Source organism: Streptomyces poonensis, assembly GCF_014650915.1.
Classification (GTDB): domain Bacteria; phylum Actinomycetota; class Actinomycetes; order Streptomycetales; family Streptomycetaceae; genus Streptomyces; species Streptomyces poonensis.
Window position 1 is genome coordinate 865,607 of the sequence record NZ_BMVW01000001.1, and the last position, 14,328, is coordinate 879,934.

Here is a 14,328-nt window from a genome sequence, read left to right on the forward strand (position 1 = left end):
CCCCCGCCCCCCGTCACTCCCTCAGCCCGGCAGCAGACGGCCCCTCCGGGACAGCAGGAACTTCTTGAACGCGGCCACCGGAGGGGTGTCCGGGTGGCCGTCCAGCCAGGCGACGCCGATCTCGCGCACCGCGCGCGGGGCGGTGACCGTCAGCTCGACGACACCGGGGCGCGGCACGGCGGGCGGGGGCAGCAGGGCCACGCCGAGACCGGCGGCGACGAGCCCGCGCAACGTCTCGGCCTCCTCGCCCTCGAAGGCGATCCGCGGCCGGAACCCGGCCTCCCGGCACAGGTCGTCGGTGATGCGGCGCATGCCGTAGCCGGGTTCCAGGGTCACGAACATCTCGTCGGCGGCCTCGGCGAGGCGGACCCGCCGGCGGGAGGCGAGACGGTGGTCGGCCGGCACGACGAGGCGCAGCTTCTGCTCGTCGAGGCGGCGGGCCACCAGGTCGGGCGCGTCCGGCACCGGTGAGGTCAGGCAGAGGTCCAGCTCCCCCGCCCGCAGCCGCTCCAGCATCGCCTCGCCGTAGTTCTGGACGAGGCTGAAGCGGACGCGGGGGTGGTCGGCGCGGAAGGCGCGGAGGAGGCCGGGGACCGTCTCGGAGCCCATGGTGTGCAGGAAGCCGAAGGCGACCTTGCCGGTGGCGGGGTCGGCGTCGGCGCGCACCTCGTCGGCGGCACGCCCGATCTCGGCGAGCGCGCGCTCGACCGAGGCCAGGAAGGTACGGCCGGCGGGGGTGAGCGCGACGGTCCGGCCCCGGCGCGCGAACAGGTCGACGCCCAGGTCCTGTTCGAGGCGGACCATGGCCCGTGAGAGCGTGGACTGCGGGACCAGCATCTCCTGCGCGGCCCGGGTGACGTGCTCGGTACGGGCGACCCCGGCGAAGTACGCCAACCGCGGGGCGAGCGTCGCCACAATGTCTTCTGTGTCACCGGACGGTGACAGTTGCGCCTCTGACCTCTGCTGATGCACCACGGGAACGATTATGAGGGTTCCGTGCATTGGACGCATGAGTGCAGGTGTTCCTACCGTCGGGGCATGCCTTCCGCCAGTACCGAGGCGCCCACCACCGTGGGCGCCGACGCAGCCGTTGCCACCACTACTCCTGTCGACACCGACTCGCGCATGGCCCCGGGCGGGCCCGGCTACCGCCGGATGAACGTCGCCCTCTTCCTCGCGGGTGTCGCGACCTTCGCCCTCCTGTACTGCACGCAGGCGCTGCTGCCGCTGGTCTCGGACGACCTCGGGGTGACCGCGAGCGCGGCGAGCTGGACGGTGTCGGCCGCGACGGGCGCGCTGGCGCTGTTCGTGCTGCCGATGAGCGCGCTGTCGGAGCGCTTCGGACGGCGCACGGTCATGACGGCCTCCCTGGCGGTGGCGGTGGGCGTGAGCCTGCTGGTGCCGTTCGCGCCGAACCTGGGCGTACTGGTGTTCCTGCGGGCGGTACAGGGCGCGGCGCTGGCCGGGCTGCCCGCGTCGGCGACCGCCTACCTCGCGGAGGAGGTCCGCCCGAAGGCGCTGATCACGTCGATCGGCCTGTTCGTCGCCGGCAACAGCATCGGCGGCATGAGCGGCCGCGTCATCACCGGCTGGGTCGCGCAGGAGTGGGGCTGGCGGGTCGCCCTCGGGGTGATGGGCGTGGTGGCGGTGGCGTGCGCGGTGGCCTTCCGGCTGCTGCTGCCGGCCCCGAAGCACTTCACTCCCGGCTCGCTGCGGCCACGCGTCCTGGCCCGTACGGTCCGCGGCCACCTCTCGAACCCGCTGCTGCGCCGGCTTTACGCGATCGGCGCGCTGTTCATGATGGTCTTCGGCGGCGTCTACACGGTGATCGGCTACCGCCTGACCGACGCGCCCTTCTCCCTCCCCCAGGGCATCATCGGCTCGATCTTCCTGGTGTACCTCGTGGGCACGTTCTCCGCGTCGGCGGCCGGGAAGCTGGTGGCCCGGCTGGGACGGCGGGGCGCGCTCTATCTGGCGGGCGGCACGACCATGGCCGGGCTGCTGCTGTCGCTGGCCGACGCGCTGGTGCCGGTCCTGCTCGGCCTGGTGCTGATCACGGCGGGCTTCTTCGCCGGGCACGCGGTCGCCTCGTCCTCGGTGAGCCACACGGCCACGGAGGGCCGTGCCCAGGCCTCCGCGCTGTACCAGTCGATGTACTACGTGGGCTCCAGCGCGGGCAGCACGGTCGGCGCGGTGGCGTATCACGCGGGCGGCTGGGCCGGAACGGTCGGGATGGGCCTGCTGGCGGTGGCCGGCGTCGTGACGATCACGGTGGCGGGCACGCGCGCGGCGCGGGCGGAGCGGCGGCTCGTCGCGGCCTGATCCGGCGTACGAGCTCAAGCGGCGGCCCGGCGAGGCGTACGTCTCGCCGGGCCGCCGCATCCCACGCACCACGCGCCCACCGGCTTCCCCGCACGCCTCTGCACGCCTTCACCACCTGGGCGTTCTCCCGCTTCGGGGGCCATTGTCAGTGGGCTGGGGTAGCTTCCGAAGGACCGGCGGGCGAAGGAGCCCGCGACGGCGAGCAGAGCTACCAGGGGTGGGGCGATGGGCAACGGTACGGCGACGGCGGATCTCGACGTGCAGCTGGAGAAGCACCGGGTCGAGCTGACCGGTTACTGCTACCGGATGCTCGGCTCGTCCTTCGAGGCCGAGGACGCGGTGCAGGACACGCTGGTGCGGGCCTGGCGCAGCTACGAGAAGTTCGAGGGCCGCTCCTCGCTCCGCTCGTGGCTGTACCGCATCGCGACGAACGTCTGCCTGGACATGCTGAACGCGGGCAACAAGCGGGCGCGCCCCGTGGACCTCACGGACGCGACGCCGCTCGCGCAGGCGGCCCTGTCCCCCCGCCCGGACCACACCTGGCTGGAGCCGGTGCCGGACGCGCGCGTGCTCCCCTCGGTCAGCGACCCCGCGGAGGCGGCCGTGGCGAAGGAATCGGTACGACTGGCGTTCATGGCGGCCCTGCAGAAGCTGCCGCCCAAGCAGCGGGCCGTGCTCATCCTGCGCGAGGTGCTGGCCTGGAAGGCGAGCGAGGTCGCCGAGCTCCTCGGCACCTCGGTCGCCTCGGTCAACAGCGCTCTCCAGCGGGCCCGGGCGACCCTGGCGGAGTCCCAGGGCCAGGAGGCGGACGGCGATGTCTCCGACGAGCTGGACGAGGAGCAGCGCAAGCTCCTCGACCGCTACGTGGCCGCCTTCGAGGGGTACGACATGCAGGCGCTGACCGCGCTGCTGCACGAGGACGCCATCATGACGATGCCGCCGTTCGACCTGTGGCTGCGCGGCACCGGCGACATCACGGGCTTCATGACGACGATCGGCGCGGCCTGCGCGGGCTCGCGCCTGATGCCGGTCGCGGTGAACGGGCTGCCGGGCTTCGCCCACTACAAGCCGGACCCGGAGCGGGGCGGCTTCACCCCGTGGGCGATCCAGGTGCTGGAGCTCTCAGGGGGGCGGCTCGTCGGCCTCCACTGCTTCCTCGACACCGCCCGGTGGTTCCCGCTCTTCGAGCTGCCCGCCCACCTCGATGTCGAAGGGAAGCCCGACGAGGGCGAGTAGCGCGCTCAGCGCCGGGCCGGGGTTGCGCAGCCGGATGCGGCCCCCGGCCCGGCGGGCGGCGAGCTGGAGCCGGGCGAGCACGTCGACGGCGGCCAGCCCGGGCGGGCCGATCCCGCCGACGTCGCACACGACGACGCCCGCTCCGGTGGCCTCCAGCCGCGTGCGGACGTCGGCGCTCAGCCGGGGCACCTCGTCTCTGGTGAGGGGGCCCGGCAGCACGAGTACGGCGGGGGTCGTCGCTTCCACGTGCGTAATGACCGGGCGGCTGCCGGAAACTCATCGGTAGCCGGTCGTGAGGGGGCACGACCGTCGTGGCCCGCAGCGTGAGATCACATTGACCCCGGCCGATCTTGGCCGGAGGGTTAGCTGTATGCCCCATGTACCAGCCTTGCAGGTGTTCTCTTCAACGGTTCTCGCCGCTGGCCTCCCGACCGTCCGAACCATCCGGGAGGTGCCGTGCAAGGGGTGCTGACGGGCTTCGCGGTCATCGCCGTCGTCATCGGCGTCGGCTACTGGCTCGGCCGGGGCGGCCATCTCGGCGAGCACGGACGCGAGGTGCTGACCCGGCTCGCCTTCCACGTGGCCTCACCGGCACTGCTGTTCACCACGCTCGCGCAGGCCGACCTGTCGGTGGTCTTCTCCAGCCGACTGCTGGTCACGGCGCTCAGCACGGCGGCGGTGATGGGCGCCTTCGTCGCAGTGGGCGTCGTACGCGGCTGGGGCGTGGGCCGGACCACGATCGGCGCGCTGTGCTCGGGTTACGTCAACTCCGGCAACCTCGGCATCCCGATCGCCGTGTACGTGCTGGGCGACGCCTCGCTGGTGGCGCCGGTGCTGCTGTTCCAGCTCGTCCTGCTCGCACCCGTGGCGCTGACGATCCTCGACCTGTCGGGCAACGGCGCGAAGGGCCCGCTGTGGCGGCGGCTGCTCACCCCGCTGCGCAACCCGATAGCCGTCGGCTCGCTGCTGGGGGTGGCGGTGGCGGCGACCGGCCTGCCCGTACCGGACCCGGTGATGGACCCGCTGACGCTGATCGGCAACATGTCCGTCCCGGCGGTGCTGCTGGCCTTCGGCATCTCCCTGGTCGGCAGCACCATGCCCGCGCAGGGAGCGGACCGGTACCCGGTGCTGCTGTCGGTGGCGCTGAAGTCGGTGGGTCAGCCGGTGGTGGCCTGGGCGCTGGCGGCGGGGGTCTTCGGGCTGCGCGGGGCGCAACTGCTCGACGTGGTGGTGACGTCCGCGCTGCCGGCCGCGCAGAACATGTACACGTACGCCAGTCAGTACCGGGTGGCGGAGCGGTTGGCGCGGGACGCGGTGCTGTTGTCGACGGTGGTTTCGGTGCCGGTGCTGGTGGGGGTGGCGGCGTTGTTGGGGTGAGCCGCGCCGCCGTGCTTCAGTCCTCGGGGAACTCGCCGGTGTCGATGTCGAGGTCGAAGGGGGCGGGGAGCCTGAGTTTCTCGCCGAACTTGACGGCGCTCAGGGTGCGGTAGACGTCGCCCCTCGGTTCGCCGTAGAGGGTCGCGGTGGGGCCTCCGGGGGCCCAGCGGTCCACGAGGAGGTAGAGCGGGATGCCCGCGGCGGCGTAGGCGGCGGGCTTGCTAACGCGGTCGTGGCGGACGCTGGACTTCGAGGTGACCTCCACCGCGAGCTCGGCGAGGGGGGCGGGAATGTGGGTGTCCGCCTCCGTGTGCTCGGGCATCGGGGTCACCAGGATGTCCGGGATCAGCATGCCGAGACGGGACGGCACCGAGATCGCCATGGTCTGGAAGACCTTCCAGTCCTGCGGGACCACTGAGTAGAGGCGACGATGGATATGTTCCGCGATGACGTTGTGGCTGACTCCGGGAGCAGGTGACACGGTGATGATCCCCTCGATGATCTCCACCTTGCTGCCCTCGGGCCATTCCATCTCCTCCCAGAACCGGACGAGGTCGTCCCAGCTCTGCTCGGGGTCGTGGCTCACGGTGAGTGCGCTCATGGCGGTCTCCTAACGGTCATCACCGATCCCAGCATGCCGAACGGGACCGGCGGCGGTCCACCGATCCCGTTCACCCGAACGAGGGTTCCCCTGGTCAGGCGCTGATCAGGCGATACGTTCCAGCACCACCGGCGACGCCGTGAAGTCGGTCCCCGGCGCCGCGATGTCGTACGAGCCCTCGACCGCCTGGAGCGCGTACTCGAAGCGCTCCGGGGTGTCCGTGTGGAGGGTCAGCAGGGGCTGGCCCTCGGTCACCGTGTCGCCCGGCTTGGCGTGGAGCTCGACGCCCGCCGCCGCCTGCACGGGGTCCTCCTTGCGGGCGCGGCCGGCGCCCAGGCGCCAGGCGGCGAGACCGATGTCGTAGGCGTCGAGGCGGGTGAGGACGCCGGAGGCGCCCGCCTTCACCACGTGCTGCTCCTTCGACGTGGGCAGCTCCGCGTCCGGGTCGCCGCCCTGGGCCGCGATCATCCGGCGCCAGACGTCCATCGCCGAGCCGTCCGCGAGGGCCTTGGCCGGGTCGGCGTCCTTGATGCCCGCAGCCTCCAGCATTTCGCGGGCCAGCGCGATCGTCAGCTCGACCACGTCCGCCGGACCGCCGCCCGCCAGGACCTCGACCGACTCGCGGACCTCGAGCGCGTTGCCCGCGGTCAGGCCGAGCGGGGTGGACATGTCCGTGAGGAGCGCGACCGTCTTCACGCCGTGGTCCGTGCCGAGGCCGACCATCGTGGAGGCCAGCTCGCGGGCGTCGTCCAGGGTCTTCATGAAGGCACCGGAGCCGACCTTCACGTCCAGGACCAGGGAGCCGGTGCCCTCGGCGATCTTCTTCGACATGATCGAGGAGGCGATCAGCGGGATGGCCTCGACCGTGGCGGTGACGTCGCGGAGTGCGTACAGCTTCTTGTCGGCGGGGGCCAGGCCGTCACCGGCGGCGCAGATCACCGCGCCGACGCCGTCCAGGACGGACAGCATCTCCTCGTTGGAGAGGAGCGCACGCCAGCCGGGGATCGACTCCAGCTTGTCGAGCGTGCCGCCCGTGTGGCCGAGGCCCCGGCCCGAGAGCTGGGGCACGGCGGCACCGCAGGCGGCGACCAGCGGGGCCAGCGGGAGCGTGATCTTGTCGCCGACGCCGCCCGTGGAGTGCTTGTCGGCGGTGGGACGGGAGAGGGACGAGAAGTCCATGCGCTCGCCGGAGGCGATCATCGCCGCCGTCCAGCGGGCGATCTCCTGGCGGTTCATGCCGTTGAGGAGGACGGCCATCGCGAGCGCGGACATCTGCTCGTCGGCGACCTCCCCGCGGGTGTACGCGTCGATGACCCAGTCGATCTGCGCGTCGCTGAGCTCGCCGCGGTCCCGCTTGGTGCGGATGACGGAGATGGCGTCCATGGCCATGTTGAGGGGTTCCTTCCGTGGGGTGCGAAGGGTGCGGCCCCTCCGGGCGGCGCTGAGACAGCTCGGAGGGGCCGCGAGGGAATTACATGGGTTACTGCTCGGGCTTACTGCTTCGTGAGGTGCCCCGGCCCGAAGGCCTGCGGCAGCATCTCCGACAGCGGCAGGATGCCCGCCGGGGTCTCCAGCAGGAGGTCCGGCCCGCCGAACTCGTACAGCAGCTGGCGGCAGCGGCCGCAGGGGACGAGGATCTGGCTCTCGCCGTCGACGCAGGTGAAGTGCGTCAGCCGGCCGCCACCCGTCCGCTGGAGCTCGGAGACCAGTCCGCACTCGGCGCACAGGCCGAGACCGTAGCTGGCGTTCTCCACGTTGCAGCCGGAGACGATCCGGCCGTCGTCGACCAGGGCGGCGACACCGACCGGGTAGCCGGAGTACGGGGCGTACGCCCGGGACATGGCCTCCCTGGCCACCCCACGCAGCTTCTCCCAGTCCACCTCGGCCGGTGCGTCCGTCACTTGCCCTGCCCCTTCCGGTACGGCATGCCGTCCGCCTTCGGCATCCGCAGCCGCTGCGCGGAGAACGCGAGGACGACCAGCGTGATGACGTACGGCGTGGCGGACACGACCTGGTTCGGGACCTCGTTGGTGCCCGCGTACCAGGCGAAGACCAGCACGCCGACGACGAAGGTGATCGCGGCCTGGACGTACTTCTTCCGGATCGCCACCCAGATGGCGCCGATGACCAGCAGGATCGCGCCGAGCAGCAGCAGCGCGTGGACGTTCTCGGAGCCGCCGCGCAGGTTGAGGCTGTCGGTGTAGCCGAACAGGCCGGCGCCGAGGGCGAGGCCGCCCGGCATCCAGTTGCCGAAGATCATCGCGGCGAGACCGATGTAGCCGCGGCCGCTGGTCTGGCCCTCCAGGTAGAAGGGGTTGGCCACGATGGAGAGGAAGACACCGCCGAGGCCGGCCAGACCGCCGGAGATGATCACGGCCAGGTACTTGTACTTGTAGACGTTCACGCCGAGGGACTCGGCCGCGACCGGGTTCTCACCGCAGGAGCGCAGGCGCAGACCGAAGGACGTGCGCCACAGGATCCACCAGGTGGCCGGGATCAGCGCGACGGCGATCAGGGTCAGCCAGGAGACGTCGGTGACCAGGCCGCCGAGCAGGCCCGCGAGGTCCGAGATCAGGAACCAGCCGTGGGCGTTGAGGTCGCTGAGCGCGGACGAGAGCCCGGGGATCGTGAAGTCGCCCAGGGACTCCACCGGCGGGGACTGCTTGGCCGTACCGCCCTCGACGCCCTCGAAGGCGAGCGGGGCGAGGTAGCGGGTGGCGCCGAGGGCGAGGATGTTGATCGCCACACCGGAGACGATGTGGTTCACGTTGAAGGTGACGGTGACGATCGCGTGCAGCAGGCCGCCGATCGCGCCGCCGACGATGCCCAGCAGGACGCCGGTCCACGGACCCCACTGGTAACCGGCCCAGGCGCCGAACCAGGTGCCGAGGATCAGCATGCCCTCGAGGCCGATGTTGACGACGCCCGCGCGCTCGGCCCACAGGCCGCCGAGACCGGCGAGCCCGATCGGGACGGCCAGCTCCAGCGCGGTGGACATCTGGCTGACGTTGGTGATGCCGTCGGCGCCGGTGATCAGGCGGACGAGCGAGACCAGGGCCAGTCCGCCCGCGATGATCAGCAGTGTGGCGGGCAGCGACAGCCGACGGCCGGCGGGCGCCGCGGACGACTCCCGCGTGGGCTGGTTGAGGTCGGTAACCGTGGTCATCGGCCCGCCACCTCCTGCTTCTCGGTCTTGTTGTCGGAGGAGGAGGCGGATGCGCCGAGGACGTGGCCCGCGGCGAGCTCCGCGCCGACCCGGCGCTGCTGGCGGCGCAGACCCCACTCGCGGACGGCCTCGTACGAGACGACGACCGCGAGGACGATCAGGCCCTGCATGATGACCGCGATCTCCTTGTCGTACCCGTGGAAGTCCAGCTCGGGCGAGGCCTTGTCGAGCCAGGCCCACAGCAGGGCCGCGAAGGCGATACCGGTCGGGTTGTTGCGGCCGAGCAGGGCGATGCCGATGCCCAGGAAGCCGATGCCGGTCGGGAAGTTCAGGCTGTACGTGTGGGTGTCGCCGAGCAGGATCGGCAGGCCCGCGAGGCCCGAGATGGCGCCGGAGAGCAGCATGGCGGTGAGCACCATGCGCTTGGGGTCGACACCGCTGGCCGCGGCGGCGGACTCCGAGGCGCCGGAGGCGCGCAGGTCGAAGCCGAAGCGGGTGCGGTTGAGGACGACCCAGTAGCCGATGCCGAGCAGTACGGCGATGATCACGAAGCCGTAGATCTCACCGGCCGCGCCCATGTCGATGCCGGGCAGCCAGCCGGACTCGTGCATCTCGCCGGTGGTGTTGTTGTTGCCGACCTTGACGCCGAAGACGGTGGGCAGCCAGAGGTAGCCGATGACGGCGGTCGCGATCGAGTTGAGCATGATCGTCGCCACGACCTCGCTGACGCCGCGGGTGACCTTCAGGACACCGGCGATGCCCGACCAGAAGGCGCCGGTGAGCAGCGCGGTCAGGAGCAGCAGCGGGATCTGGAGCGGTGCCGGGAGCGCCACGTGGGCGCCGACGATCGCGGCGGCCATGGCGGCGAGCTGGTACTGGCCGTCGACGCCGATGTTGAACAGGTTCATGCGGAAGCCGATGGCCACCGCGAGGGCCGCGATGTAGTACATCGAGGCCTGGTTGATGATCAGGACCTGGATGTCGGAGTACGTGGCCTGCTCGAACATCAGCGTGTACGGCTCGACCGGGTTCTTGCCCGACGCGATCAGCACGATCGAGGTCAGGGCGAAGGCCACGGCGAGCGCGATGACCGGCCCGGCCACCGCGAGGAGCACGCGCTCCTTGTCGAACTTCTTCATCAGCGGGCCTCGTCGTCTTCCGGGGCGTCTGCGTCGGCCTGCGTACCGGCCTCCGCCGGGGCGGCCGGGGTGGTCTTCTCGCCCTTGGCCGGGCTCTCCGGCGTCTTCGGCGTCTCCTCGTGCTCAAGGTGCCCGGTAGCCGCACCGGTCATCGCCGAGCCGAGCTCCTCCGGGGTGATCGTGGCCGGGTCGGCGTCCGCGACCAGCTTGCCGTTGTAGATCACGCGGAGGGTGTCGGAGAGGCCGATCAGCTCGTCCAGGTCGGCGGAGATCAGCAGCACGGCCAGGCCCTCGCGGCGGGCCTCGCGGATCTGGTCCCAGATCTGGGCCTGCGCGCCGACGTCCACACCACGGGTGGGGTGGGCGGCGATGAGGAACCGCGGGTTGTGGCTCATCTCGCGGCCGACGATCAGCTTCTGCTGGTTGCCGCCGGAGAGGGAGGCCGCGGTGACGTCGATGCCGGGGGTGCGGACGTCGTAGTCCTCGACGATGCGCCGCGTGTCCTCCTGGGCCGCCTTCGGATTCAGCCAGACGCCCTTGGCGTTGGGCTTCTCGGTGACGTGGCCGAGGATGCGGTTCTCCCAGAGGGGGGCCTCCAGGAGCAGGCCGTGGCGGTGGCGGTCCTCGGGGATGTAGCCGACGCCCTGCTCGCGGCGCTTGCGGGTGGGCCAGGCGGTGATCTCGTCGTCAGCCAGCGCGATGGTGCCGGAGTCGGCGTGCTTGAGGCCGATGAGCGCGTCGACCAGTTCGGTCTGGCCGTTGCCCTCGACGCCGGCGAGGCCCAGGACCTCGCCCGCGTGGATGGTGAAGCTGATGTCGTCGAGCAGCGCCTTGCCGCCGGTGGTCTCCAGGCGCAGGTCCTTGACGGTGAGGACCGGGCGGTCGGTGACCGTGGACTCGGCGGTCTCCGGGGTCGGCAGCTCGCTGCCCACCATCAGCTCGGCGAGCTGGCGCGGGGTGGTCTCGGAGGGGACGGCCGTGCCGACCGTCGTGCCGCGCCGGATGACCGTGATGTCGTCGGCGACCGACAGCACCTCGCCGAGCTTGTGGGAGATGAAGATGACGGACAGGCCCTCGGACTTCAGCTCGCGCAGGTTCTCGAAGAGGGCGTCGACCTCCTGGGGGACCAGTACGGCCGTGGGCTCGTCGAGGATCAGGGTTCTCGCGCCGCGGTAGAGGACCTTGAGGATCTCCACGCGCTGGCGGGCGGCGACGCCGAGGTCCTCGACCAGGAGGTCGGGGCGCACCCCGAGGCCGTACCGGTCGGAGATCTCCGCGATCTTGCGCCGGGCCTTGCCGCCGATGCCGTACAGCTTCTCGCTGCCGAGCACCACGTTCTCGAGGACCGTGAGGTTGTCGGCGAGCATGAAGTGCTGGTGGACCATGCCGATGCCGCGGGTGATGGCGTCGGCGGGGGACGAGAAGGAGACCTGCTCGCCGTCGATCGTGATGGTGCCCTCGTCCGGCTTCTGCATGCCGTAGAGGATCTTCATCAGCGTCGACTTGCCGGCGCCGTTCTCGCCGACGAGGGCGTGGACGGTGCCCTTGCGGACGGTGAGGTGGATGTCGTGGTTGGCCACGACGCCCGGGAAGCGCTTGGTGATCCCGGCGAGCTCGACGGCGGTCACCTGACCGTCGACCGCCGCGCCGGCCGGAGGGCTGGGAGGGCTGCTGGACGCGTTGATAACGCACTCTCCTGGGGAAAGGGGGTCGTCTACGCGCGTAGCGCCCCTACGGCAAACAAAGCGGGGCGACCCGCCTCCGAGAACGGGGTACAGGAAGCCGGCCTTCCCGTACCCCGTCTTCGTCGAGCGGTCGTAACCCCGTGGTTACTGGCTGCTCGTGCTCCTGCTGTGTCAGCTGCTCTTGACCTTGATCTCGCCGCTGATGATCTTCTCCTTGGCCGTCTCGATGGCCTTCTGGAGCTCGGCATTGCCCTTGAACTCGGGGTTCGAGTCCGCGAGGCCGACCTCACCGCTCTTCAGATCGCCCCTGACGATACCGCCCTCGGGCTTGCCGTCCTCGACCGCCTTCGCGAGGTTGTAGACCGCCTTGGCGACGTCCTTCGTGGCCGAGGTGAGGATGTGGTCCTTGTACGCGGCGAGGGCCTTCTGCTGGTACTGGTCGGAGTCGACGCCGATCGCCCAGACGTCGTTCGCGGCCGCGGCCTCGATCACGCCCTGGCCGGACAGACCGGCGGCGGCGTAGACCACGTCGGCCTTCTTCTCGATCTGGCCCTCGGCGGCGGCCTTGCCCTTGTCGGGGCTGGAGAAGCCGCCCTCCTCCGCGGTCTGGGTCAGGAACTGCGAGATGACCTTGACCTTGGAGTTCGTGTCCTTGACGCCCTGCTCGAAGCCGGCCTTGAACTTGTGGATCAGCGGGTTGTCCACACCGCCCACGAAGCCCACGGTGTTCGTCTTGGTGCTCTTCGCGGCCGCGACACCGGCGAGGTACGAGGCCTCGTGCTCGGCGAAGACCAGGTCCGCGACGTTGTCCGCCTCGACGGTGGCGTCGTCGACGATGCCGAACGTGGTGTCCGGGTACTTCTCCGCGGCCTCCTTGACGGCCGGCGCGTAGGCGTAGCCGACCCCGATGATGGGGTTGTAGCCCTGCTTGGCCAGCGAGACCAGGCGCTGCGTCTTGTCGGCGTCCGTCTCACCGTCGGTGGGCTCGACGTCGGCCGTCTCGTACTTGAACTCGTTCTTCGCCTGCTCCAGGCCCGCGTACGCGGCGTCGTTGAAGGACTGGTCGCCCTTGCCGCCGATGTCGTACGCGATGGCGAGGCCCTTGTTGTCGTCCTTGGACCCCGAGGAGGAGCTCTCGGTGGAGGTGCCGCCGCAGGCCGAGAGGGCGAGGGCGAGGGAAGCGGTCGCTGCGCCCGCGACCGAGAGGCGGGAAAGCCGGCGCATGGTATTGCTCCTGTCGTACAAGCGCCTGGCGGGGATCGGCTGCGGCGCTCTAGGTTCCGCGGCAGATTAACGCGCGTAGACCGACTAGAAAACCCCTTCTGTCCACCTTGTTATGGAGTCGGCGCACCTTGTTATGGAGTTGGTGCAGGCCGTGAGGGCGCCGTCGCCGAGGGCGGTCGTACGGCTCCGGAGGGTGGCGTGGGGCAGTGTGGCGGATGCCCGGTTCCTGACGTCCTGAACCCGTCGGGAACCGGGCGCGGTCACCCGGGGGCGTCGGCTACTCGGTCTTGACCTTGATCGAGCCGTCGATGATGCCCTCCTTGGCCTTCGCCACGGCGTCCGCGAGACCGGCGATCTTCGCGAACTCGGGGTTGCTCTCGGACAGGCCCACGCCGTCGACCTTGAGGTCGAAGGTCTGCGTGCCGGTCAGCGGCTTGCCGTCCTCGACGGACTGGGCGAGCGCGTACACCGAACCGCCGACGTCCTTGAGCGCCGAGGTCAGGATGTAGCCCTTGTACGCGGCCAGGGCCTCCTGCTGGTACTGGTCCGAGTCGACGCCGATGGCCCACTTCTTCTCGGTGGCGGCGGCCTCGATCACGCCCTGACCGGAGAGACCGGCGGCGTGGTAGAGGACGTCGGCCTTCTTCTCGAGCTGGCCCTCGGCGGCGGCCTTGCCCTTGTCGGGGCTGGAGAAGCCGCCCTCCTCTGCGGTCTGCGTCAGATACTGCGACAGGATTTTGACCTTGGGGTTCGTGTCCTCGACGCCCTGCTTGAACCCGGCCTCGAACTTGTTGATCAGCGGAATGTTCACCCCGCCCACGAAGCCCACGGTGTTCGACTTGGTGGCCTTGGCGGCGGCGACGCCGGCGAGGTACGAGGCCTCGTGCTCGGCGAAGACCAGGGAGGCCACGTTGTCGGCCTCGACGACGGAGTCCACGATGCCGAAGGTGGTCTTCGGGTACTTCTTGGCGACCTCCTCCATCGCGGGGCCGTACACGTAGCCGATCCCGACGATGGGGTTGTAGCCCTGCTTGGCCAGGGAGGTCAGGCGCTGCACCTTGTCGGCGTCGGTCTCGCCGTCGGTGGGCTCGATGTCGGCGGTCTCGTAACCGAACTCCTTCTTCGCCTTCTCCAGACCGGCGTACGCGGCGTCGTTGAAGGACTGGTCGCCCTTGCCGCCGATGTCGTACGCGATGGCGAGGCCCATGTCCTTCTTCTCGCCGCCCTCGTCGCTGTTCCCTGCCTCGCTGCTGGTGCCGCCGCAGGCCGTGGCCGCGAGCGCGAGCGACGCGACCCCCACCGCGACGCGAGTCAGTCTCGATATCCGACGCATCGTGAAGTTCCCCATTCTCCAAAGCCCCGCGGTGGGTGCTGAGTTCGGCCCCGCAGTGGGTGCTGAGTTCGGCGCACATTAACGCGCGTAGACATCGCGGGGAATGGGGTTCCGCGGTGCCGTTATCCATTCGTGCCGATGCCCGGTTACGTCCCCGTGAACCACCCTCGCGAAAGGGGCTGGTCCGGGCGGAACAGCCCGTGAGGGCAGTGCCCGCGCGCGTACCCGTACGGGCGGTCCCGTAC

The 14,328-nt window shown here is 70.6% G+C and carries 13 protein-coding genes; 3 read left to right on the forward strand and 10 right to left on the reverse strand.

Annotated features, from left to right (window positions below; translation table 11 throughout):
* Window positions 1–21: 21 nt before the first annotated feature.
* On the reverse strand, window positions 22–975 hold the full coding sequence (locus tag IE242_RS03805; protein WP_189855232.1) for a LysR family transcriptional regulator: 954 nt from the start codon (window positions 973–975) through the stop codon (window positions 22–24).
* Between the two features lie 63 nt (window positions 976–1,038).
* Between IE242_RS03805 and IE242_RS03810 the strand changes: the two genes are divergently transcribed.
* Complete coding sequence (locus tag IE242_RS03810; RefSeq protein WP_189855234.1) at window positions 1,039–2,322, forward strand: MFS transporter; 1,284 nt, start codon at window positions 1,039–1,041, stop codon at window positions 2,320–2,322.
* A gap of 225 nt (window positions 2,323–2,547) precedes the next feature.
* Window positions 2,548–3,558 carry a sigma-70 family RNA polymerase sigma factor gene (locus IE242_RS03815; RefSeq protein ID WP_189855236.1) on the forward strand — a complete coding sequence of 337 codons (1,011 nt, stop codon included), beginning with the start codon at window positions 2,548–2,550 and terminating at the stop codon, window positions 3,556–3,558.
* Here the strand turns inward: IE242_RS03815 and IE242_RS03820 are convergent.
* The gene (locus IE242_RS03820) at window positions 3,445–3,804 is read right to left on the reverse strand and encodes an STAS domain-containing protein (RefSeq protein WP_189855238.1); all 360 of its coding nucleotides are present in this window, start codon (window positions 3,802–3,804) and stop codon (window positions 3,445–3,447) included. The genes IE242_RS03815 and IE242_RS03820 overlap by 114 nt on opposite strands.
* A 210-nt stretch (window positions 3,805–4,014) precedes the next feature.
* Between IE242_RS03820 and IE242_RS03825 the strand changes: the two genes are divergently transcribed.
* Window positions 4,015–4,935: an AEC family transporter gene (locus IE242_RS03825; RefSeq protein WP_189855240.1), complete on the forward strand. Its 921-nt coding sequence runs from the start codon at window positions 4,015–4,017 to the stop codon at window positions 4,933–4,935.
* 16 nt (window positions 4,936–4,951) lie between these two features.
* On the opposite strand, the gene IE242_RS03830 is transcribed toward IE242_RS03825, so the two are convergent.
* From IE242_RS03830 to IE242_RS03865, 8 genes are all read right to left on the reverse strand, one after another.
* Window positions 4,952–5,536: a Uma2 family endonuclease gene (locus IE242_RS03830; RefSeq protein WP_189855242.1), complete on the reverse strand. Its 585-nt coding sequence runs from the start codon at window positions 5,534–5,536 to the stop codon at window positions 4,952–4,954.
* 105 nt (window positions 5,537–5,641) lie between these two features.
* Window positions 5,642–6,925 carry a thymidine phosphorylase gene (locus IE242_RS03835; protein WP_189855244.1) on the reverse strand — a complete coding sequence of 428 codons (1,284 nt, stop codon included), beginning with the start codon at window positions 6,923–6,925 and terminating at the stop codon, window positions 5,642–5,644.
* Between the two features lie 104 nt (window positions 6,926–7,029).
* Entirely contained in the window at window positions 7,030–7,437 is a 408-nt protein-coding gene (locus tag IE242_RS03840; RefSeq protein ID WP_189855246.1) for a cytidine deaminase, read from the reverse strand.
* Window positions 7,434–8,702 carry an ABC transporter permease gene (locus tag IE242_RS03845; protein ID WP_189855248.1) on the reverse strand — a complete coding sequence of 423 codons (1,269 nt, stop codon included), beginning with the start codon at window positions 8,700–8,702 and terminating at the stop codon, window positions 7,434–7,436. Before IE242_RS03845 ends, IE242_RS03840 begins: the two co-directional genes overlap by 4 nt.
* The gene (locus IE242_RS03850; RefSeq protein ID WP_189855250.1) at window positions 8,699–9,841 is read right to left on the reverse strand and encodes an ABC transporter permease; all 1,143 of its coding nucleotides are present in this window, start codon (window positions 9,839–9,841) and stop codon (window positions 8,699–8,701) included. The genes IE242_RS03845 and IE242_RS03850 overlap by 4 nt, the downstream gene beginning before the upstream one ends.
* On the reverse strand, window positions 9,841–11,469 hold the full coding sequence (locus IE242_RS03855) for an ABC transporter ATP-binding protein (protein WP_189855252.1): 1,629 nt from the start codon (window positions 11,467–11,469) through the stop codon (window positions 9,841–9,843). Before IE242_RS03855 ends, IE242_RS03850 begins: the two co-directional genes overlap by 1 nt.
* Before the next feature lie 228 nt (window positions 11,470–11,697).
* Window positions 11,698–12,750, reverse strand: coding sequence for a BMP family lipoprotein (locus IE242_RS03860; RefSeq protein ID WP_189855254.1), 1,053 nt, complete (start codon window positions 12,748–12,750; stop codon window positions 11,698–11,700).
* 277 nt (window positions 12,751–13,027) lie between these two features.
* Window positions 13,028–14,083, reverse strand: a complete 1,056-nt coding sequence (locus IE242_RS03865) for a BMP family lipoprotein (RefSeq protein ID WP_189855256.1) — start codon at window positions 14,081–14,083, stop codon at window positions 13,028–13,030.
* Between the last annotated feature and the right edge of the window lie 245 nt (window positions 14,084–14,328).